Raw genomic sequence first — 20,120 nt, forward strand, 5'->3', positions numbered from 1 at the left:
TAGCCGCACACGTTTCGCCCGGCGTGTCGAGATATTGGCGTACTCCGTTACGCAGCGATGTCCGTCCGGTGACTCCAAGGGCCCACCAGACTGGCATTGAACAGGCATTATGCGTGCATGACCGTGTTTCGGGCGGCCTTCCGGGGCCTCTTATGGGTGGCGAACTCGGCAAAGGCCACAGTGTCCGCCTTCGTGCTACTGGTGATCGTGAGCGCCGTGCTGTATAGCGCGCTGGAGCACAAGGGCGTCGGCGACGCGATCTGGTGGGCCGTCGTCACGGCCAGCACCGTCGGGTACGGCGACACCTATCCGGCGACGACCGGCGGGCGGATCGTCGCCGGCACGCTGATCACCTCGATGGTGCTGCTGGTCGTGCCGTTGATCACCGCGCACTTCGCCAGCAAGCTCATCGTGGATCAGGACGCGTTCCGCCACGAGGAGCAGGAGGAGATCAAGGAAAACCTCCGCCGCATCCGCGAGGCGGTCGAACGCCTGGAGGCGGCTAGCGAGCGGGACAGCTCGCTCCGGCCGCCGGCACCTTCAGATCGATGAGGTAGCTGTTGACCGCCTGGTTGATGCAGCGCGTCTGCGGATAGGCGGTGTGACCCTCGCCCTCCCAGGTCAGCACCACGCCGGTGCCGAGCATGTTGGCCAGCGCCGGGGTCTGCTCGTACGGCGTGGCCGGGTCGCCCTTCGTGCCGACCACCACGATCGGCGGCGCGCCCTCGGCCTTGCCCTTCGGGTACGGGTCGCGCTTGCCCGGCCACTGCGCGCAGACCAGGTTGAGCGCGAGCGAGGCGCCGAACAGGGGGTACTTCTGCCGCCACTCGCCCTGCAGCCGGCGCGCCTCCTCGACGGTCACGGACTTGTCGTCGTCGGCGCAGTTGACGGCGAGGTTGGCGTCGAAGAGGTTGCTGTACTTGCCGGAGGCGTCCCGCTCGGCGTAGGAGTCGGCCAGCTCGAAGATGCCGGCCGGGTTGCCCTTGCGCAGGTTGTCCATGGCCTTGGCCATCGACTCCCAGCTCTGCTCGGTGTACAGCGACGCGATCACCGCCGTGAACACCCAACCGGCCGTCGCCTTGCGCCCGCCCGCACCGGCGACGGCGTTGCCGCGGGCGTTGTTGATCGCCTGGGTGACCAGGCCGCGCGGGTCGCTGGAGATCGGGCATCTGGTGCCGTTGCTCTTGCACCAGGTGGTGAAGTTGTCGAACGCCCGCTCGAAGCCCTTGGCCTGCCCCTCCGACGAGGCGACCGAACTCTGCGTCGGGTCGACGGCGCCGTCGAGGACCAGCGCGCGGATGTTCTTGGGGAAGAGCTGGGCGTACGTCGCGCCGAGCAGCGTGCCGTAGGAGTAGCCGAGGTAGGAGAGCTTCTCGTCGCCGACGGCGATCCGGATGGCGTCCATGTCCCGGGCCGCCTGCTCGGTGGAGAACAGCCGCAGCGTGTCGCCGTACTTGTCGCCGCAGGACCTGGCCATCCGGCCGGTCAGCCCGACGAGCGCGTCGAAGTCGGCCTGGCTCTGCGGGTCCGGGTCGGCACCGAAGTTGGCGTCGAGGTCGGCGTCGGTGAAGCACTCCACGGGCGAGGAACGGCCCACGCCGCGCGGGTCGAACCCGACGATGTCGAAGCGGAACAGGACGTCGGTCGGCAGCGCCGCGGCGAGGTAGGTCGCCATCTCGACGCCGGAGCCGCCCGGCCCGCCGGGGTTGATCAGCAGCGAGCCGATCTTGTTGTTCTGCCCCTTGGCGCGGGCGCGCACCAGCGACAGGTCGAACGTCTTCCCGTCATTGGGCGCCGCCCAGTCCTGCGGCACCTTGAGCGTCGTGCACTCGAACGTGATGTTGGGCAGCTTGCGCTCCGAGATCTCCGGGCACGGCGTCCAGTTGACCTGCCCCGGAGCCGTCGAACCCGACGCGGAGGCGCCCGGCCGCCCGGAGATCGGCCCCGCCCAGCGGGTCGGCGGTGACACGCACCCCGTGAGCAGCAGCAACGCTGCGGTGACGAGGGCGACGGCGGCACGGGGACGGCGAATCACACGCCGAGCCTAACCGGGCCGGTCACTCGTCGACCGCCCCGGCGAGGACGGCGTCCACGTCCAGCCGCAACGGCCGCTCCAACTGCTCGTAGCCGCAGGACGCCGGCTCCCGGTCCGGCCGCCACCGCTTGAACTGGGCCGTGTGCCGGAAGCGCTCGCCCTCCATCGCCTCGTAGCCCACCTCGACCACCAGCTCCGGGCGCAGCGGCACCCAGTCGAGGCTCTTGGTGCCGGTCCACCGGCTGACCGCCCCCGGCACCCGGTGCGTCTCGTTGGCCGGGTCGACGCCGACCCACGGGTTGGCCGCCTCGGCCCCCTCACGGTAGGGCGCCAGCTCCTCGACCAGCTCGGCCCGCCGCGCCATCGGGAACGACGCGCAGACCCCCACGTGGTGCAGCAACCCGGCCGCGTCGTGCAGCCCGAGCAGCAGCGACCCGACCACGTCGCCCGACTTGTGCCAGCGGAACCCGGCGACGACCACGTCGGCGGTGCGCGCGTGCTTGACCTTGAACATGACGCGCTTGTTGGGCTCGTAGCCCGCGTCGGCCGGCTTGGCGACGATGCCGTCGAGCCCGGCCCCCTCCAACGACGCGAACCACTCCCGCGCCCGGGCCGGATCCGTCGTCACCGGCGTCAGGTGCACCGGCGGCACCACCGCCGACAGCGCCTCCGCCAGCCGCGCGCGCCGCTCCCGGAACGGCCGCGACGTGAGATCGTCGTCTCCGATCGCCAGCAGGTCGAACGCGATGAACGAGGCCGGCGTCGCCGCCGCCAGCATGCGCACGCGCGACACGGCCGGGTGGATCCGCTGGCCGAGCAGATCGAAGTCGAGCCGGGGCAGCCCGTCCTCGACCCGCTTGATCACCACCAGCTCGCCGTCGACGGCGAGTCGCTCGGGCAACTGGGCCTTGACCTGCTCGATCACCTCGGGGAAGTAGCGGGTGAGCGACTTGCCGCCGCGGCTGGCCAGCTCCACCTCGTCGCCGTCGCGGAACACGATGCACCGGAAGCCGTCCCACTTGGGCTCGTAGGACATGCCCTCGGCGACCGGCACCTCGGGCACGCTCTTGGCCAGCATCGGCTCGATCGGTGGCATGACCGGCAGCTTCATGCCCCGCATGTTCGCACGGGGGTACGACAAGGAACGTTGCGACCGGATGATCCCCCCGGCCCGTCAGGACAGGTAGGGAAGCCGACGCGGATCGATTCCTTCGCCAGGTCGCGCCGCGTCACAGGGGTACAAGGGAAGGGGACGGTCGAGGTCGTGGGTCAGCACGCCTCGGCCGTCTTCGCACGTCGAGAGGAGTTTCCGTGCGGATCCGCAGACGCACCGTCGCGGTGCTGTCCACCCTTGCCCTCGGCGCCGCGGTCGCGTTCGTACTGCCGCTGGTGAACGGCACCGCGTCCGCCGCCACGCTGGAGCAGACCTGGGAGGACACCTTCGACGCGCCGGCCGGCACGCTGCCGGACCGCACGAAGTGGGTGTACGACCTCGGCGACGACGGCACCGGCTGGGGCAACAACGAGCTGCAGAGCTACACGAACCGGCCGGAGAACGTCTCCCACGACGGCGCGGGCAACCTGGTGATCGCCGCCCGGCAGAACGCCGACCCGGCCGTGAAGTGCTACTACGGCACGTGCTCCCACACCTCTGCGCGGATCAAGACGCAGGGGAAGTTCAGCCAGAAGTTCGGGCGGTTCGAGGCGCGCATCAAGATCCCGCGCGGGCCCGGGCTGCTGCCGGCGTTCTGGATGCTGGGCGGGCCGGACGCGCGATGGCCGCTCGACGGCGAGATCGACATCATGGAGAACGTCGGTGACTCGCCGACCGTGGTCGAGGGCACCCTGTGGGGGCCGCGCGCCAACGGCAGCGGCGAGTACACGAAGTCCGGTTACAAGGCAATGCCGTTCACGCTCTCCGACGACTTCCACCGGTACGCGATCGAGTGGTCGGCGGGGCGGGTGTCGTGGTTCATCGACGACACGAAGTACCTGACGATCTGCCGCACGGCCGATGTCGCACCGGGCTGCACGGCGTACGGGGCGTCGGGGAAGTGGATCTTCGACGACCATGCGTTCTACGTCCTGCTGAACGTCGCCGTCGGGGGTGACTGGCCGGGCGCGCCGCCGTCGACCGTGCCGTTCCCCCAGGAGATGGTGATCGACTACGTGCGGGTCTGGGGCGAGGCGCCCGCGCGCCGCTAAGTTGGTCGCATGGCGACGCTGGAGAAGATCGCGGTCGAACTCCGGGCGATGGTGACCGGGCTCGAGCAGGCACAGGCGCGCACCGCCGTGCTGGAGACCAAGGTGCTGGAGGTCACCACCCGCATCCAGGCGGCGGGCTTCCTCGGCATCGCGCAGAACCTCGTCCGGGTGAAGACCGCCGTCGGTGAGGTGCGCGCCCGGCTGACCGCCGTGGCCAACGACACCAACGAGGCCAACCGGCCGGTGTCGGCCGCACCCCGCGAGGTGTCGCCGCAGCAGGCGATCGCCGTGCTTACCCCGGCGAGCGAGAAGCTCGTCGCGGCCACCCAGGCCAACGCCGCCACCATCGAGAAGGTGTCGGAGACGCAGAAGCTCACCGCGACGGTGCTCCAGGGCGGTTCGCCGCAGCAGCTGCTGGCCCTGCTGGAGAGCATCAAGCAGGTGCTGATCATCGTCGGCCAGCACGCCCAGGGCGCGCGCAAGGAGCTGGACGAGACGCTCGCCGAGGTGCGCCAGGCGGGCCAGTACGGCCGGCCGGGGCAGCCCGAGCAGGCCGACGGTTCCGACAAGGACAAGGACAACAAGGACGAGAAGAAGGACGACGACAGGGCGCCCGCCGGCGAGGCCGCGTAGCAGCGATGTCCACTGTGGACGACGACAGCGCGCTCGTCGCCGCCGCGCTCACCGTGTGGCTGGACGGGTTCACGTTCGTGGACCGGCCCGCGGACGAGGTGACCGGGCTGCTGGTCGACTCGATCGTCGAATGGGGCCGCTCCCAGCGGTGGCGGGTCTACCGGCGGGCGCCGAGCGTGTTCCCGCTGCCGCCGCCGTACGAGGACCGGCGTTCCGACCTGGACGTGGCGTTCGCCCGGCCGGTCGGGCGGCCGGTCGCGATCGAGGTGGACCGCTCCGACCGGCAGCGTTCGGTCGAGAAGCTGCGCGCCGAGGCGGACGCCGGCCGGATCGCGCTGTGGGTGCGGTGGGGGACCGGGCGCTTCACCGATCCGGGGCCGCCGGTGCACCTGGTGACCTGCGCGGTGACCGCCCGGCGCGGGGTCACCGGCGGCCGGGTCTTCTCCCGGGTGGCGACGTCCCGACCCGCCCCGGCCCACACCGCCGTGTCCGAGGCCGCCGCCGCACGTGAGTTGTTCGATTCGTAACTCATTCAGGGGCGTGTGTGCCCTCAGACCTGGTTCAGCCACTGATCGGTTCGCGACGATGGGTCCGTGAGCATCGACGGCTACGACGAGGAGATCCCCGAGCTCGAGGCGCCGGACTGGCTGCACCACACCAAGGACTTCGTCAACACCGGCTTCTGGGCGGTCGCCCGGCGCCTGCCCGCGATCGTTCGCGAGGCGGTCGGGCTCGCCTGGCGCGCCAACCCCCGCGACACCGTCGCCGCGATCGGCCTCAACCTGCTCGCCGGGGTGCTGACCACGTTGGGCCTGCTCGCGACGGCCGGGGTGCTGCGCGAACTCTTCGCCGCCGGGCCCACCCCGGACCGGGTCCGGGCGGCCCTGCCGGCACTGATCGCGGCGGCCCTCGCGACGATGGCCCGCGGCGGGCTGACCATCGCGGCGGGCTGGGCCCAGGCGCGCATCGCCCCACAGATCAACTACACGGTCGAACTGCGGCTGTACGAGGCGACGACGGCGGTGCGGCTGGCCGCGTTCGACGACGCCGGGTTCGCCGAGGAGATGGATCGGGCCCGCGACCGGGGAATGCTGGAAGCGGCGTCCATCGTGGACACCACGGTCAACCTGATCACGGGCGTCGTCGGCGTCGTCGCCACCGCGGCCGCCGTGGCCGTCATCGAACCCGTTCTGCTGCCGTGCCTGTTCCTGTCGGCGCTGCCGGCCGCGGTCACCGCCGTGCGCATGGCCCGCCGGGAGTACATCGCCCTCCTGGCGCGCATCACCCGGCACCGCCGCCGCTGGATGCTCGGCCACCTGATGGCCAACCGGCACACCGCCGCCGAGGTGCGCACGTACCAGATGCGCGGGTTCCTGCTGGCGCAGTACCGCCGGATCATGGACGTCGACACGGCCGAACGCCTCGACCTCGCCCGCCAGCAGACCGGCACCCGGCTGGCCGGCGCGTCGCTGACCGGGCTGGCCGGGTTCGCCGTGTACGTGCTGCTCGGGCTCCTGCTGCTGCGCGGCGAGATCCCGCTCGCCGCGGCCGCGACCGCGCTGCTGGCCATCCAGTCCGCCCGGATGAGCCTCAACAACGCCATCTACGCCGCCAACCAGGTCTACGAGGACGCGCTCTACTACGGCGACTACCGCGACTTCCTGGAACGCGCCCGCCAGCAGCTGCCGAACGAGGCGGGCCACCCGGTCGACGGGTTCGAGGAGATCCGGCTCGACGACGTGTGCCTGCACTATCCGGACACCGACGCGCCCGCGGTCGACGGGGTCTCGCTGACGCTGCGCAGGGGCGAGGTGATCGCACTCGTCGGCGAGAACGGCTCCGGCAAGTCCAGCCTCGCCAAACTGATCGCCGGCCTGTACGCCCCGAGCGCCGGCCGCATCACCTGGGACGGCGTCGACACCGGCGACCTCGACCCGCGCAGCCTCGCCGCACAGGTCGGCGTGATCAGCCAGGACTGGTGGAAGTTCCCGTTCACGGCCGGGCAGAACATCCACATCGGACGCCACGACCGCGCGCCGGAGCACGTCGGCCCGTCGATCACCGACGCGGCGACCGCCGCCTCCGCGCACGGGATGATCTCCGAACTGCCGTACGGCTACGACACGCTGCTCAACCGCCAGTTCAAGAACGGGCAGGATCTCTCCGGCGGGCAGTGGCAGCGGCTGGTGTCGGCCCGTGGCTTCTACCGCGACGCGGCGCTGCTCATCTGCGACGAACCCTCGTCGGCGCTGGACGCCCGGGCCGAGCACGCGGTGTTCCAGCAACTGCGGGCGCGGCCGGACCGGGCGATCGTGCTGATCACGCACCGCCTCGCGAACGTCCGCCACGCCGACCACATCTACGTGCTGCACGAGGGGCGGGTGGTGCAGCACGGCGGTCACGACCGGCTGATGGCCGAGGAGGGCATCTACCGCGAGCTGTTCAACCTGCAGGCGAGCGGCTACGCCGCCTGAGCCCTCAAGAAGACTGCGCCCTCAAGAAGACTGCGCCCGGGTGATGAACGGCGTCCCGCCCTCGGGCAGCAGCACCACGAACTCGCCGCCGTCGTGCGGGACCGCCGCGACGCCCAGCCGCCGCACCTCGCGGATCCCCTCCGGAACCCGTTCCAGGGCGGCCACGTGCCGTAGCGTGTCCATCGGATCGCCGTTGACCCACAGCCGGATCTTGGCCCCGGTGCGCAGCACGGCGAGGAGTTCGTTGCGCAGCGGTCCGCCCTGGGCCTCCAGCACGCGGTCGTGGAGGCGTTCCTGCACGCTCGGCATCGCCGGCACCTCGGCGGCGGCCTTCACGCAGGCGGGGCAGGCGGCCGGGTGCTGCGGGAAGAACAGGTGCCGGTACATGGTGATGCGGGCCCGCGGGATGCCGCAGAGCGCACCCTCGGGACCGAGGGCGTGCTCGAGCGCCGGATCGTCGGGCGGCTGCTCTGCCCGCCCCGCCGGGAACGCCGCGGGTTCCCGCGCCGATTCGAAGGACCAGGTCACATCAAGTGACCCTACCCACCGCACACGGTGACCAAGCCTTCTGGTGCCCGCGCCGCCTAAAGTGGCCAGGGTGACGGTGCAGGGCACCGCGCGCTGGTGGCGTCGCGGGCGGGACGAGGCACAGGCACGGGCCCGCGCCGCCGCGGGCAGCGCCGCCTCCGTGTTCGTGGCGGTCGACGGGTTGCAGCGAAGCACCGAGCTCCAGGTCGACTCGCTGGTCGCCCTCGATCCGGCCGCCGGCGCCCGGGTGGGGCCGGACTGGCAGGCGCTGCGCGCCGACACCGACGCCGCGCTCGCCGCGTATCTCAAGGTTCCGGCCGAGTTCGACATCGAGACGGATCTGAGTGAACGGGACGCGCGGCTGGCCGAGGCGGCGTTCCGCCACGCCGAGGAGACGCTGCAGCGGGCCGCCACGGCCATGCGCGACTTCACGGCCCGGCACGCGGCCGTCTTCTCCCACGTCGAGGCCGCGGTGACCCGGCTCGGCGCGGCGGGTCGGGAGGCCGACGCGGCACTCTCGGCCGCCCGCGCGGCGATCGAGGCGGCCGAACGGGCCGGCACGCCCGCGTTCGAGGCGGCGGAGGTGCTGTCGGCGGCGGAACGGGCCCGGGCGATCGTCGCCGAGGGGCCGGCGGTGCACGGGCTGCGGGCCACCGTGGCGGCGGCCGACGGCGTGCTGGCCGAGGCGGCGCGGGCGCGTTCCCTCGCGGAGACCGTGCGGGAGCAGGGCGAGGAGGTGCGGCGTTCGCTCGCGTCGGTGCACACCAGGGCGGATGCGGTCGCCACCCGGCGGGAACGCCTCCCCGCGACGCTGAGCGCGCTGCGTCGGGAGTTCGTGGCCGCCGCGTACGCCGACGTGGAGGGCAGCCCGGCCGAGGCCGACCGGCTGTTGAGCGCCGCGCGGGAGCGGATCGCCGCGGCCGAACGCGAGTCGACACGGCAGCACTGGCCGTCGGCGCGTGCGGAGGTGGCCGCGGCCCGGGAGGCGCTGGACGCCGCCTCGCACGCCGTGGACGCCGTCACCCGCCGGCTCGCCGCCCTGGAGGAGCTGAAGCGGGACCCGCGGGAACCGGTGCGCCGGACCCGGTTCGCCGTCCGGGAGGCGCAGCGGCTGTTCGTGTTCCTCGGACAGAACGTGGACCGCAAGTACGCGCCGCAGCTGGACAGCCTGGTGCGGCGCATCGGTGCGGCGGAGGAGGCGCTGGAGGCCCCGCATCCGGACTACTGGCGGGTGGACCGGGACCTGGCGCGCATCCGCGACGAGACGGCCGCCGTGGTCAGCGCGATGCGGGGTGTCCCGCGCAGTTAGGGCACAGCGCCGGGTGCAGCAGCTCGGTCAGGTGCGCGGCGTCGCGGGCCGGCTCGGGCAGGCTGATCCGCACCGGAACGTCCACAGTGGACGCCTCCAGCACCACGCCGTACCGGTCCAGCCGCACCGCACGGAACGTGGCGGGGCCGGGAACGCGGCGTGCGAGCACCTCCGCCAGTTCCCCCAGATGGTGGGCGTTGAGGTCGGCGAGCAACTCGCGCTCGACGGCCTGGATCGGGTCGGGCGTCGCGGAGACGAAGTCGACGGGATCGATCTCGACGAGGATGCCGCCACGCTCCAGCCGCACCTCGTCCACCGAGAACCGGTAGATCGAGTGGCTCGACCCGATGCCGAGCAGGTCACCGGTGGGAGCGACGGCGGCGTAACCGTCGGCGGCGGCCCGCGCGTCGTCGCCGTCGAGGCGCTCCGCCCAGCCGGAGAGCCACACCCGCCCGTGATCCGGCCCGCCCTGCACCGGAACGACATCGTCGACGGCGAGCACCAGCGCGGTGTCGGTCTCGCCGGGAGCCGGGCGCAGCGCGCGCTCCAGCGTGCCGCCCGCCCGGGTCAGCAGGAACGTCTCGCCCTCGGGCGTGGTCGCGTGGCGCATCCGCAGCCGCCCGCGGTGCTGGCGGACGTGTGCCTCGCCGGGCAGCAGGCCCGACGCGAGGGTGCGAGCGATCTCTGCGGGGCTGGGCTGCACGGGCGATCTCCGATCCACTAAGGTAAGCCTATGCTCGTGTAGGTAAGGCTAACCTGACAAGGAGTCGATCGGTGAACCAGTCCCGGCCCAAGGTGCGGCTCTCCCGCGCACTCGGCATCCCGTTGACGCCGAAGTGCGTGAAGTACTTCGAGAAGCGGCCCTTCCCGCCGGGTGTGCACGGCCGGCGTCGGCGCAACCCGAGCGACTACGCGGTGCGGCTCATGGAGAAGCAGCGGCTGCGCCACCAGTACAACGTCAGCGAGGGCCAGCTGCGGCGGGCGTTCGACGAGGCGCACCGCAGGCAGGGCGCCACCGGCGAGAACCTCGTCGCCCTCCTGGAGATGCGCCTCGACGCCACCGTGCTGCGCTCCGGCCTGGCCCGCACCATCTACCAGGCCCGCCAAGCCGTCACGCACCGGCACATCACCGTCAACGGCCGCCGCGTCGACAAGCCCTCCTACCGGCTGCGCCCCGGCGACGTCGTCGGGGTGCACGAGGCCAGCCGCGAGAAGACCCCGTGGCAGGTGGCCGCCGCCGGTGCGCACCAGCTCGAGCGGACCGCCCCGTACCTCTCCACCGACCTGCCCAACCTGACGACGCGGGTGCTGCGGCTGCCGGTCCGGGCCGAGGTGCCGATCATCTGCGACACGCAGCTGGTCGTGGAGTTCTACTCCCGGTAATCCCGCCCGTCGGGCGCACGGGACCAGCGCATACAATTTCCGGCCATGCGCTGGTCCCAGATGCACATCCCCACGCTGCGAGAAGACCCCGCCGACGCCGACGCACCCAGCCACCGGCTGCTGCTGCGCGCGGGGTACATCCGCCAGCTGATGGCCGGTCACTACTCCCTGCTGCCGATAGCCGTTCTGGTGCGCAGCCGCGTCGTCGCGATCATCCGTGAGGAGATGGCCCGCATCGGGTCGCAGGAGTTCATCCTCCCGGCGATGCACCCGGCCGAGATCTGGCAGCGCACCGGCCGCTGGGAGGGCATGGGCCAGGAGATGTTCCGGCTGCGGGACCGCAAGGGCGCCGACATCGCCCTCGGCATGACGCACGAGGAGATCTTCACGACCCTCGCGCTCGAACTCAGTTCGTACAAGCAGCTGCCGCAGATGTGGTACCAGTTCCAGACGAAGTTCCGGGACGAGCCGCGGCCCAAGGCGGGCCTCATGCGCACCCGCGAGTTCACGATGAAGGACTCGTACTCGTTCGACCTGGACGCCTCCGGGCTGGACACCTCGTTCGACAAGCACCACGACGCCTACGTGCGGATCTTCCAGCGGCTCGGCATCCCGGCGATCCCGGTGGAGGCCTCCAGCGGTTCGATGGGCGGCTCCGCGTCGACGGAGTTCATGTGTCCGTCCGAGGCCGGCGAGGACTTCGTCGTGCACTGCACCTCGTGCGGCTACGCGGCCAACGTCGAGAAGGCCACCTCCCGGCTGCCCGTCGTCACCGACGCCCCCGGTCTCCAGGCGCCCGAACGCTTCGACACCCCCGGCGCGCGCACCATCGCCGACCTCGCCGAACGCTACGACGCGCCGGGCGAGCGCCAGGTCAAGACGCTCGTCTACGTCGTCGACGGCAAGCTCACCCTGGTGCTGCTGCGCGGCGACCACGCGCTCATGGAGCAGAAGCTCAACGACGCGCTCGCCGCCCGCGAACTGCGCCCCGCACACCCCGAGGAGATCCGCGAGGCCCTCGGCGCCTCCCCGGGCAGCCTCGGCGGCGTGGGCGTCACCGACCTGCCGATCATCGCCGACGAGGCGCTGCGCGGGCGCACCGACATGTTCACCGGCGCCAACACCGACGACGTGCACCTGCGCGGCGTCAGCGTCGAGCGCGACATCACCGTGGGCCGCTGGGCCGACCTGCGCGAGGTCGCCGCCGGCGAGGAGTGCCCCACCTGTGCCGAGCCGCTCCAGGTGCAGCGCGCCATCGAGGTGGGCCACATCTTCAAGCTCGGCTACAAGTACGCCGAGGCGCTCGGCGCCAACGTGCTCGGCCCCGACGGCAACCGCATCCCGGTGATCATGGGCAGCTACGGCATCGGCGTCGAACGCGCGATGGCGGCCATCGTCGAGGGGCACCACGACGACAAGGGCATCGTGTGGCCGCTGTCGGTGGCGCCGTTCGCCGTCGCCGTCGTGATCGCGCAGCCGAAGGACGAGCAGACCGTCGCGCTCGGCGAGCAGGTCTACGAGCAGCTGCGCGCCGCCGGCGTCGACGTGATCGTGGACGACCGCAACGAGCGGCCCGGCGTGAAGTTCCGCGACGTCGAGCTGGTCGGCATCCCGTTCCGGATCACGGTCGGCAAGAAGGCGCTGAGCGAGGGTGCCGTCGAGTTCACCGAACGGGCCACCGGCGAGACGCGTGCCGTCGCGTGTGCGGACCTGGTCGAAGAGGTCCGCAAGGCGATCACCTCACACGGCTGAGCGCTGGATGCGCAGGTGGGCCAGTTCGGGAACCTCCGGCTGGTCCACCGAGTAGCCCAGCAGGTCCGCCAGCGCGCCCAGGCCCTCCAGGGTCAGCTCGGTGGGCTCCACCGACGTGATGAACCACTCGTACTCCCAGCCGTGGCGGGTCACGTGGTGCCCACCGCCGGCCGGCGCCACCACCTGCGCGTCCGGCAGCACGTACGCGTCCAGGCGGTGCGTGCGCAGCTGGTCGTCGACCCGTTCGTGGGTGGAGGCGCCGGGTAGCCGCCACGCCGGTCGCGAGGGGCCCGGCTCGTAGTACGAACCGGCGTGCCCGGCCAGCGCCCTGGTCCAGGAGAAGCGCTTCACGCCGAGGCTGAGCCGGTCCGGCGGTTCGAGGCCCTGCTCGGCGGCCCGGTCCAGGAACCAGTCCGCGACCTCGGTCGTCTCCCACGTGCCGCCGTCCAGTTCGGGGACGACGACGTGCAGGTCCTCGTCGCTGGCGCCGGTGCGCTCGCTCAGCGCCGTCGCGCGCACCAGGTACCAGGCCACCCGCAGGAGGCGTTCGAGCGGATCGGGCACCTCGGTCAGGGCGGCGATCACGCGGTCGTGCGACTCGGTGCGGAAGCGTTCCGCCTCGCGCAGCACCCGTTCGCGTTCCACGGTGTCGCAGTCGGTGCAGGTGCGCACGTCGCCGGCGTGCGAGTGGTCGCCGCAGACGCCCCGGCCGCACTCGGCGCAGACGCCGACGGCGTACGTTCCACAGCCGCACGAAGCCCCGACGACCGCGCGGCCCGGTTGATAACGGTGACCGCAGACGGCACTGCTCGGGATGATCTGCATCCCGGACGGGGTCTGGGCGGGCCGGCTGGTCGGCACCACACTCGTGCACTGGAAGTAACCGGGGGCGACGGGTCTGCGGTCGGCGCCTCCGCAACGCGGGCAACCCATGCTCCAACCCCAACAGAATCGGCCCGTGGGGCGGAGCGGAACGGGACGCAAGAACCCGATCGGCGGAACACCCCAGGGGGACCGCAATAGGATCCATTGCCATGAGGGACGAGCTTGTCGCGGCGTACCTGGACCGCCTCGGGACGCCCCGGCCGGAGCGGCTGGACACCGCGGCGCTGCGCGCGCTGCACCGCGCGCACCAGGAGCGGATTCCCTTCGAGAACCTCAGCATCCACCTCGGCGAGTCGATCTCGCTCGACCCGGACGACCTGGTCGACAAGATCGTGCACCGGCGCCGGGGCGGCTTCTGCTACGAGTTGAACGGCCTCTTCGCGCAGCTCCTGCGCGCCCTCGGCGCCCGGGTCGACCTGCACGGCGCCCGCGTCTACGGCGCCGGGACGCTGAGCGCCCCGATGGCGCACCTGACGCTGCTGGTGCACACCGTCGAGGGAGGCGAGCCGTGGGTCTGCGACGTCGGGTTCGGCGCGCACAGCACGTACCCGCTGCGCTGGGCGGAGCCGTGGGTGCAGGAGGATCCCGGCGGCGGGTTCCGGCTGGTGAACGCCGGCGACGACGTGGACGTGGTCAAGGACGGCGAGCCGCAGTACCGGATCGAGCGCCGGCCGCTCGAGCTGGCCGACTGCGTGCCGACGTGCTGGTGGACGGCCACGTCGCCGGAGTCCCACTTCACGCAGGGCGTGATCTGCTCGCGCCTCACCGCCGACGGCCGGATCTCGATCTCCGGCGACCGGTTGATCCGCACCGTCGACGGCGTGAAGACGGAGGAGACGCTGGCGGACGACGCGGCGCTCATGGCCGCCTATCGCGACCACTTCGGCCTGGAACTGCCGCGCGTGCCGGTCAGAACGGATATGCCGGGAGATCCCGCCGGGCGGTGACCCACTGGGTCTCGGTGAACGCGTCCAGGTTGGACTGGGGACTGCCGGCCCGCGAGCCGTTGCCGGAGGCGCCCACCCCGCCGAACGGGATGATCGCCTCGTCGTTGACGGTCTGGTCGTTGATGTGCACCAGCCCGGCCGGGATGCGCTCGGCGATCTCCAGCCCGCGCATCGCGTCGGCCGTCAGGATGCCCAGCGACAGGCCGTACTCCGTCCCGGCGGCCAGCCGGACGGCCTCCTCCACGTCGCGGAACGCGACCACCGGCGCCACCGGTCCGAAGATCTCCTCCGCGTACGCGGGTGCGGTCAGCGGCACGTCGGCGAGCACCGTCGGCCGGTAGAACAGCCCTTCGTAGGTGCCACCGGCGGCCAGTCGCGCACCGGCGTCCACACTGGACGTCACCACGCGGTGGATGTTGTCCCGCTGCTTGGCGTCGATGATCGGGCCGATGGCCACCTCGCCGGTGGGATCCCCGACGGGCAGCCGGTCGGCGTGCACGGCCAGCGCGTTCGCGTAGTCGTCGGCGATCGACGCCGCCACGATGTGCCGGCTGGTGGCCATGCAGATCTGCCCCGCGTGGTTGAACGACCCGAACGCGCCCACCGACACCGCCTTCTCCAGGTCGACGTCGTCGAGGACGAGGAGCGCGGAGTTGCCGCCCAGTTCCAGGTGAACGCGCTTGAGATGGTCGGCGGCGGCGCGGGCGACGGCCTTGCCCGCGGCGGTCGACCCGGTGAACGCGATCACCCGGATCAGCGGGTCAGTGACGACGGCCTCGCCCACGTCGACCCCGCCGGGGAGCACGTGCAGCAGCCCGTCGGGCAGCCCCGCCTCCTCGAAGAGCCGCGCGAAGACCACCCCGCCACTGATCGCGGTGCGCGGGTCGGGCTTGAGCACCACGGCGTTGCCCAGCGCCAGCGCCGGCGCGATCGCCCGGATCGACAGGATGATCGGCGCGTTGAACGGCGAGATCACCCCGACCACGCCCACGGGCAGCCGCCGCGCCATGGACAGCCGCTGCTGGTTGCTGCGCAGGATCTCGCCGAACGGGTGGCTGGCCAGCCCGGCCGCCTCCCAGCACTCCTCGGCGGCGACCCCCCGCGTCTGGAACTGCGCGAACGGCCGGATCGCCCCGGACTCGCGCACCAGCCACTCGTGGATCTCGTCCTCGTGCTCGATGAAGAGCTGCCCGGCCCTGCGCAGAACGGCCGCGCGCCGGTCGTAGGGTAGGGCCGCCCACTCGCGTTGGGCCTGCTGCGCGCGTTCGGCGGCCTTGTGCACGTCGGCGGCGGTCGCGGCGCCCACGCGGGCCAGCTCCCGTCCGGTGGCGGGCTCGACGGCGGCGTACTCCCCGCCCGAGCCGGTGATCCAACCGCCGGACCAGATCCGGCCTTCCCACACACTGCGATCGAGGAGAGTCACCCGCGAATTGTGAGCACGGTCACGCTCCGGTCCGCCACGCCCCTTCCATTGGCCGGAAGAGGCCTCTCGTGATCGTCGATCTTGGTGCGTCAGTGTCGCCCCATGGCGCATCCGGCAGCACCCGTGCACCAAGATCCACGATCACCCGATCCGGTACGGCTCGCCGTAGACGCTCCACGCCAGGGGCGTGTTCAGGTCGAGGTTGCCGGCCCGGAGGAAGACCCGCTGCGCCGTCTCCACCCGGCTCGTGTCCCGGTGCGCCGGCTCGGCCTTCATCGCGGCGGCCCGCGCGTCCAGGAACGCATGCAGGAACGCCGTCTCGTCCCCACCCTGCGCGGGCGGCTTCGCCTTCGCCAGCGCCGCCGCCCGGATCCCGCCGAACGCCAGCCGCTGGCTCCCCGGCCCGTGCATCACGATCGCGTCGTAGTAGGCGAACTGCCCCAACGCCCGCAGCCCGTCGCGTTTGGCCTGGCCCACGGCCGGGTTGAAGTACGTGCCGTCGCGCACCTCGTCCTGGGTGCGCTGGAACGCGGGATCGGCCGCCGCCGCCTTCCAATCGCCGGTGAACCCGGGGTCGAGCCCGGCGTGCGACGCGCTGCCGTTGACCTGGCGCAGCGCCGGCAGGTACTTGGCGAGCGCGTTGCCGGGCTTCCGCTGGGTGTAGCGGTTCACGACGTCGAGCATGTCGCCGGTGCCCGAGCAGAACCCGATGATCCCCGCCGTGTAACCGCGCCCGTCGCCGATGTCCTCGATGTAGGCGTACTGCGCGCGCCAGTTCAGCGAGCTGTTCTCGGCGCTTGCGACGAGCTGCATCGCGATGTCCTTCTTGCGCGCGTCGGACAGGTCCACCCGCGGCGCGGCACTGGCCGGCAGCGCCGACGCGCTCGCCGACGGGGAAGCGGACGGCGTCGCCGAGACGGTCGCGCTGCCCGCCGGTGCCGGCGTGGGCGACGAACTCGTCGAGCCCGTTCCCGGCACGCCGGGCTCCCCGTACACGCGCAGCTCCCACATCGAGTAGCCGTAGGCGGTGCCGCGTTCGGTGCCGAGGATCCGCACCTGACGGGCCCGACTGTCGACCCGGACCCGGTCGAGGCCGCCGTCGCCGCCCGTGATGGTCGCGACCGGCGTCCAGGTCGTCCCGTCGGTCGAGGTCTCCAGATAGAACGCCCGCGCGTACGCCACCTCCCAGGCGATCTCCACGCGGGTGACCCGGGCGACCGAGCCGAGATCCACCTGGATCCACTGCGGGTCGACGCCCTCCTCGGAGGCCCAGCGGGTCCGGTTGTCCCCGTCGACGGCGTGGCCGGCAGCGAACTCCGGCCCCTCGACAGACGACGCGACGGCCGGCTTGCCCCGGGAGAGCAGCGTCTCGGCGGCCGCCTGCCCGCGGAACATCAGCACGCCCGAGGAGGTGGCCGCCACCCCGAGCGCGACCGCGGCGATCAACGCTTTCAGTCGCCGCTCCCACCCGCCCATCGCACCGAACCTAGTGCAGTGGCGGGTACCCGGGCGGGCGGTTCGCGGATGTTCGGCTCAGCGGACCTGTGCGGTGATGTCGAACCGCCCTGTCCGGACCGCGTGGATAAATTCACGGTATACGTCAGCATCGAATTCGAGCATGCCGGACTCGGTACTCTTCGAGTCGCGGATCGACACGCCTGCTTTCGCCACAAGCACCTCAACGCAGTTCGCGGTGTCCCAACTGCGGCTACTCTTACGCCAATTCACCTGCAGAAGTGTGCTTCGCAGGTTTTCGGCCACCGCATGATCCGCCCAACTTCACTCCGTCGGGTGATTGGGGCCGACCAGGCGATCCGCGGCGCGACCGATCATGTCGGCCGACTCAAACGGATCGAGCGCTCCGTTTGCGACGGAATTGAAACACCGTCGATAAAGCTCGACGTCGTCCGGATTCTTGTGGATGACGCCGCCGGTCAGCCCGTCGCAGTAGACCTGCGCGGGAACGGTGTCGGGCTCGAACGTGAGGATGACGAACGGGCCGGAGAGTGCGGCATGTGCGCCGGACGTGAAGGGCAGGATCTGGACGGTGGTACGGGGCGCCTCGCTCACCTCCAGGACTCGTAGAAGCTGTCGGCGCATGGCACTGGGGCCGCCGATCATACGGGACAGTACGGCCTCGTCGATCACAATGTGCAGCGCCGGGGGTGGCTGTCTCGTAAAGACCGCCGCCTGTCGGACCATGCGCACGGAAATGCGTTCGGAAAGCAACTCCTCATCTTCGGGTGCCGGTGCCGCCGCAGCGATCGACTTCGCATATTCGGGAGTTTGCAACAGGCCGGGAATGACGGTATTGCAATAGACCGATATGGTTGCTGCCTCGGCCTCGAACTCGGTGTATTTCTCGTACACGTCGGGCAGTGTCCCGCCGGTGTGGAATCGGCGTCGCCGTTGGCGTGCCTGCGCGGCGAGTTCGATCAGCGGTGCCCGTCGGGGCTCGTTGACCTCGTACAGATCGAGGAGGCGCGTGAGATCGTTCGCGGAGATCGCGGCGAGTGCCGTTTCTATCCGGCTGATTTTGGACTCGGACCAGCCCAGGGTCGCGGCCACGGCGGCGGCCGTCAGGTGCCGTTGTTCGCGGATCAGGCGCAGGTCCCGACCGAGTTGATGTCTGGGGGGCGTTTGTTTTGCCCTAGCCGGCATCAGCAAACCATAGCGAGTTGCGCCTCGGTTCGGCATCTTGCGGTGGGGTTCTGCAAGTTGCGCGGATGATCACGGCCAGATGGCGCATAACGGCTTCTTGCGTTCGGCGGCAATCCGTTGCGCAATATAAATATCGAGTATCCCGATCCGATCAAGGGAGTGCGTCGATCGGTTGTCCGGTGAGGCCCTCCGACACCGATCTCGGTGCGTGCCCGGCGCATCCGAGCAGTGACCTGAGGAGCGATCATGAATGCGGAACGAGCCTTGCGGCCGATCTCCCTTGCTGCCCGGCGTCGGGTCAAGGCGGTGCCGTCACGCTTGCCCGAGCAGCCGCGATCGTCCGGTCGAACGGGCCTGAACATATACGGAATCGTTCTGGTGGACATCGAGGGTTCGGCCCGACGTGACGATCTCGCATTCCGGCGGATGCGCGATGACCTTTATGAAATCCTTGATCGGGTCACGCTCGGCGACGGGATCTCTGCGACGGCGTTGTCCTGTCAGGACTGCGGTGACGGTATGCGAGTAATAGTTCCGCTCGACGTCGTCCCGCCCGCATCGATCGTCGACGCCTTCGTGGCGGGCCTGACGGCCGGTCTTCGCGAGCATCGCCGATATGTCGACGCCCATGCCCGGATCCGCCTGCGGGTCTCGTTCGACATCGGCTTGATTGAATCCCACCGGCACAACTGGACCGGTGAACCGCTGATCAGGGCGGCCCGCCTGGTGGATGCCCTGCCGGTACGAGATGCGCTGGCAACGGCGCGGGACCTCGACCTGGTGGTAGTGGTCTCGGACGAGATGTTCCGGACCGTCGTCAGGCATGGGTTCGGAATGTACGGGCCCACCCGCTTTCGCGAGATCCAGGTCCAGATCAAAGAATTCAATTCACCGGCGTGGCTCCTGGAGTCCGACATAGCAGCGCGATGTTCATCCTGTCCATGTCGATAGGACCGGTCGAGCGGGGGTTGCCCATGGCGCTGCGTTTTCCGGAGCCAGGTGCCGGATTCTGGGGCGACCTGAACGACGCCGCCCGGGAGGCATTGACGACTGCCGGCAGTTTACGCAGGTATGCCGCCGGGGATTCGATCATGGGCGAAGGTGCGTCGACCGACAATGTGGTGATTCTCTGGCGCGGCTTCGTCAAGGTTCACTCCCGCGTGGCGGTCGGACGGCAGGTAATTCTCGCGGTCCGAGGGCCGGGCGACATTCTGGGCGAGATGGCGAGCGTGGGTGGGGGCCGGCGGTGCGCGACGGTGACGGCGATCGGCCGCGCGACCGGATTGGCGGTCGACCGCGAGCCCTTCGGCGCGCTGTTGATGCGCGATCCGCATGCGTCGATGGTGGTGCACCGGGTGCTGATCGCACGGCTGCTCGAGGCGGACCGTATCCGCCTCGGTTCCGGCTCCACCTCGGTCGATCAGCGTCTGGCGGGCCTGCTGCTCGATTTCACACGGCGGTTCGGCGAGCCGACGGCAGGTGGCGGTCAGCGGATCGGTCTGGCGTTGTCGCAGAAGGAATTGGCCGCGTGCGTCGGCGGCTCGTCGCGTTCGGTGGCGCGCGTGATGGGCGTCTGGCGGCAACGCGGCATTGTGGCAACCGGTCGGCAATGGGTCGTGGTGAACAGCCCGACCGACCTGCACCGCATCGCCGGGCAGACCGCCCGCCCGCGCTGAGGCGCCGTGCCGAGGACGCGTCCGCCCCGCCGAAGAGGGGCAGGAGGAGGGCGCCGTCCAGAACGTCGTCAGCGGCGCCCCCCCGATGTGGCTCGACGGGGAGGTTGAACGCCGAGCCGGGCGCCGATCACGACACCGGCGGCCACGCTGTGACCGTCCGGAAACCGGCATGGCTGGACGAAGCACACCGGTGACTTAAAGGATGGATG

At 71.0% G+C, this 20,120-nt stretch carries 20 protein-coding genes; 11 read left to right on the forward strand and 9 right to left on the reverse strand.

The annotated features are described in order from the left end of the window. The first annotated feature begins 117 nt into the window (after positions 1-117). Positions 118-552, forward strand: a complete 435-nt coding sequence (locus tag Val02_RS38620) for a potassium channel family protein (protein ID WP_203904283.1) — start codon at positions 118-120, stop codon at positions 550-552. On the opposite strand, the gene Val02_RS38625 is transcribed toward Val02_RS38620, so the two are convergent. Beyond that, entirely contained in the window at positions 503-2,035 is a 1,533-nt protein-coding gene (locus Val02_RS38625; RefSeq protein WP_239153663.1) for an alpha/beta hydrolase, read from the reverse strand. The genes Val02_RS38620 and Val02_RS38625 overlap by 50 nt on opposite strands. A gap of 22 nt (positions 2,036-2,057) precedes the next feature. Further along, a complete protein-coding gene (locus tag Val02_RS38630; RefSeq protein ID WP_203904284.1) occupies positions 2,058-3,146 on the reverse strand; it encodes an ATP-dependent DNA ligase in 1,089 nt (362 codons plus the stop codon). A 200-nt stretch (positions 3,147-3,346) separates the two neighbouring features. On the opposite strand from Val02_RS38630, the gene Val02_RS38635 reads away from it, so the two are divergent. The 4 genes from Val02_RS38635 to Val02_RS38650 all read left to right on the forward strand — a co-directional run bounded on the left by Val02_RS38635 (position 3,347) and on the right by Val02_RS38650 (position 7,347). Further along, entirely contained in the window at positions 3,347-4,240 is an 894-nt protein-coding gene (locus Val02_RS38635) for a glycoside hydrolase family 16 protein (RefSeq protein ID WP_203904285.1), read from the forward strand. Between the two features lie 9 nt (positions 4,241-4,249). Next, the gene (locus Val02_RS38640; protein WP_203904286.1) at positions 4,250-4,873 is read left to right on the forward strand and encodes a DUF6244 family protein; all 624 of its coding nucleotides are present in this window, start codon (positions 4,250-4,252) and stop codon (positions 4,871-4,873) included. Positions 4,874-4,878: 5 nt separating this feature from the next. Beyond that, positions 4,879-5,400 (forward strand): hypothetical protein, encoded by a 522-nt coding sequence (locus Val02_RS38645; RefSeq protein ID WP_203904287.1) that lies wholly within the window; start codon positions 4,879-4,881, stop codon positions 5,398-5,400. Positions 5,401-5,466: 66 nt separating this feature from the next. Continuing rightward, positions 5,467-7,347: an ABC transporter ATP-binding protein gene (locus Val02_RS38650; protein WP_203904288.1), complete on the forward strand. Its 1,881-nt coding sequence runs from the start codon at positions 5,467-5,469 to the stop codon at positions 7,345-7,347. Positions 7,348-7,368: 21 nt separating this feature from the next. On the opposite strand, the gene Val02_RS38655 is transcribed toward Val02_RS38650, so the two are convergent. Beyond that, a complete protein-coding gene (locus tag Val02_RS38655; RefSeq protein WP_203904289.1) occupies positions 7,369-7,875 on the reverse strand; it encodes a hypothetical protein in 507 nt (168 codons plus the stop codon). A 70-nt stretch (positions 7,876-7,945) separates the two neighbouring features. On the opposite strand from Val02_RS38655, the gene Val02_RS38660 reads away from it, so the two are divergent. Then, positions 7,946-9,184 (forward strand): hypothetical protein, encoded by a 1,239-nt coding sequence (locus tag Val02_RS38660; RefSeq protein ID WP_203904290.1) that lies wholly within the window; start codon positions 7,946-7,948, stop codon positions 9,182-9,184. Here the strand turns inward: Val02_RS38660 and Val02_RS38665 are convergent. Beyond that, entirely contained in the window at positions 9,153-9,905 is a 753-nt protein-coding gene (locus tag Val02_RS38665) for a DUF2470 domain-containing protein (RefSeq protein WP_203904291.1), read from the reverse strand. The two genes, Val02_RS38660 and Val02_RS38665, sit on opposite strands and share 32 nt — an antisense overlap. A gap of 53 nt (positions 9,906-9,958) precedes the next feature. On the opposite strand from Val02_RS38665, the gene rpsD reads away from it, so the two are divergent. After that, complete coding sequence (rpsD, locus tag Val02_RS38670) at positions 9,959-10,567, forward strand: 30S ribosomal protein S4 (RefSeq protein ID WP_203904292.1); 609 nt, start codon at positions 9,959-9,961, stop codon at positions 10,565-10,567. Between the two features lie 45 nt (positions 10,568-10,612). After that, positions 10,613-12,319 (forward strand): proline--tRNA ligase, encoded by a 1,707-nt coding sequence (locus Val02_RS38675; RefSeq protein WP_203904293.1) that lies wholly within the window; start codon positions 10,613-10,615, stop codon positions 12,317-12,319. Here Val02_RS38675 and Val02_RS38680 read toward each other — a convergent pair. Continuing rightward, positions 12,308-13,144 (reverse strand): hypothetical protein, encoded by an 837-nt coding sequence (locus Val02_RS38680; RefSeq protein ID WP_203904294.1) that lies wholly within the window; start codon positions 13,142-13,144, stop codon positions 12,308-12,310. The genes Val02_RS38675 and Val02_RS38680 overlap by 12 nt on opposite strands. Positions 13,145-13,353: 209 nt before the next feature. Here Val02_RS38680 and Val02_RS38685 point away from each other — a divergent pair, with 209 nt between their 5' ends. Beyond that, a complete protein-coding gene (locus tag Val02_RS38685; RefSeq protein ID WP_203904295.1) occupies positions 13,354-14,151 on the forward strand; it encodes an arylamine N-acetyltransferase family protein in 798 nt (265 codons plus the stop codon). On the opposite strand, the gene Val02_RS38690 is transcribed toward Val02_RS38685, so the two are convergent. From Val02_RS38690 to Val02_RS38705, 4 genes are all read right to left on the reverse strand, one after another. Next, positions 14,114-15,574 (reverse strand): benzaldehyde dehydrogenase, encoded by a 1,461-nt coding sequence (locus Val02_RS38690; protein WP_203904296.1) that lies wholly within the window; start codon positions 15,572-15,574, stop codon positions 14,114-14,116. The two genes, Val02_RS38685 and Val02_RS38690, sit on opposite strands and share 38 nt — an antisense overlap. A gap of 141 nt (positions 15,575-15,715) precedes the next feature. Further along, a complete protein-coding gene (locus Val02_RS48415; protein WP_275415653.1) occupies positions 15,716-17,050 on the reverse strand; it encodes a chitosanase in 1,335 nt (444 codons plus the stop codon). Positions 17,051-17,107: 57 nt separating this feature from the next. Continuing rightward, positions 17,108-17,335 carry a DUF397 domain-containing protein gene (locus Val02_RS38700; protein ID WP_239153664.1) on the reverse strand — a complete coding sequence of 76 codons (228 nt, stop codon included), beginning with the start codon at positions 17,333-17,335 and terminating at the stop codon, positions 17,108-17,110. Between the two features lie 18 nt (positions 17,336-17,353). Then, positions 17,354-18,235, reverse strand: a complete 882-nt coding sequence (locus Val02_RS38705) for a helix-turn-helix domain-containing protein (RefSeq protein ID WP_203904297.1) — start codon at positions 18,233-18,235, stop codon at positions 17,354-17,356. Between the two features lie 246 nt (positions 18,236-18,481). Between Val02_RS38705 and Val02_RS38710 the strand changes: the two genes are divergently transcribed. Both Val02_RS38710 and Val02_RS38715 read left to right on the forward strand, forming a co-directional pair. Next, entirely contained in the window at positions 18,482-19,186 is a 705-nt protein-coding gene (locus Val02_RS38710; protein WP_203904298.1) for a hypothetical protein, read from the forward strand. Further along, entirely contained in the window at positions 19,162-19,911 is a 750-nt protein-coding gene (locus Val02_RS38715) for a Crp/Fnr family transcriptional regulator (protein WP_203904299.1), read from the forward strand. The genes Val02_RS38710 and Val02_RS38715 overlap by 25 nt, the downstream gene beginning before the upstream one ends. Positions 19,912-20,120 lie beyond the last annotated feature (209 nt).

Origin of the sequence: Virgisporangium aliadipatigenens, assembly GCF_016863615.1 — a bacterium.
GTDB lineage: Bacteria > Actinomycetota > Actinomycetes > Mycobacteriales > Micromonosporaceae > Virgisporangium > Virgisporangium aliadipatigenens.

Coding starts and splice junctions, on each gene's coding strand:
- Val02_RS38620 (WP_203904283.1), top strand. CDS start 118: ATGACCGTGTTTCGGGCGGCCTTCCGGGGCCTCTTATGGGTGGCGAAC.
- Val02_RS38630 (WP_203904284.1), bottom strand. CDS start 3,146: ATGAAGCTGCCGGTCATGCCACCGATCGAGCCGATGCTGGCCAAGAGC.
- Val02_RS38640 (WP_203904286.1), top strand. CDS start 4,250: ATGGCGACGCTGGAGAAGATCGCGGTCGAACTCCGGGCGATGGTGACC.
- Val02_RS38645 (WP_203904287.1), top strand. CDS start 4,879: ATGTCCACTGTGGACGACGACAGCGCGCTCGTCGCCGCCGCGCTCACC.
- Val02_RS38675 (WP_203904293.1), top strand. CDS start 10,613: ATGCGCTGGTCCCAGATGCACATCCCCACGCTGCGAGAAGACCCCGCC.
- Val02_RS38680 (WP_203904294.1), bottom strand. CDS start 13,144: ATGCAGATCATCCCGAGCAGTGCCGTCTGCGGTCACCGTTATCAACCG.
- Val02_RS38685 (WP_203904295.1), top strand. CDS start 13,354: ATGAGGGACGAGCTTGTCGCGGCGTACCTGGACCGCCTCGGGACGCCC.
- Val02_RS48415 (WP_275415653.1), bottom strand. CDS start 17,050: ATGGGCGGGTGGGAGCGGCGACTGAAAGCGTTGATCGCCGCGGTCGCG.
- Val02_RS38705 (WP_203904297.1), bottom strand. CDS start 18,235: ATGCCGGCTAGGGCAAAACAAACGCCCCCCAGACATCAACTCGGTCGG.
- Val02_RS38710 (WP_203904298.1), top strand. CDS start 18,482: ATGAATGCGGAACGAGCCTTGCGGCCGATCTCCCTTGCTGCCCGGCGT.
- Val02_RS38715 (WP_203904299.1), top strand. CDS start 19,162: ATGTTCATCCTGTCCATGTCGATAGGACCGGTCGAGCGGGGGTTGCCC.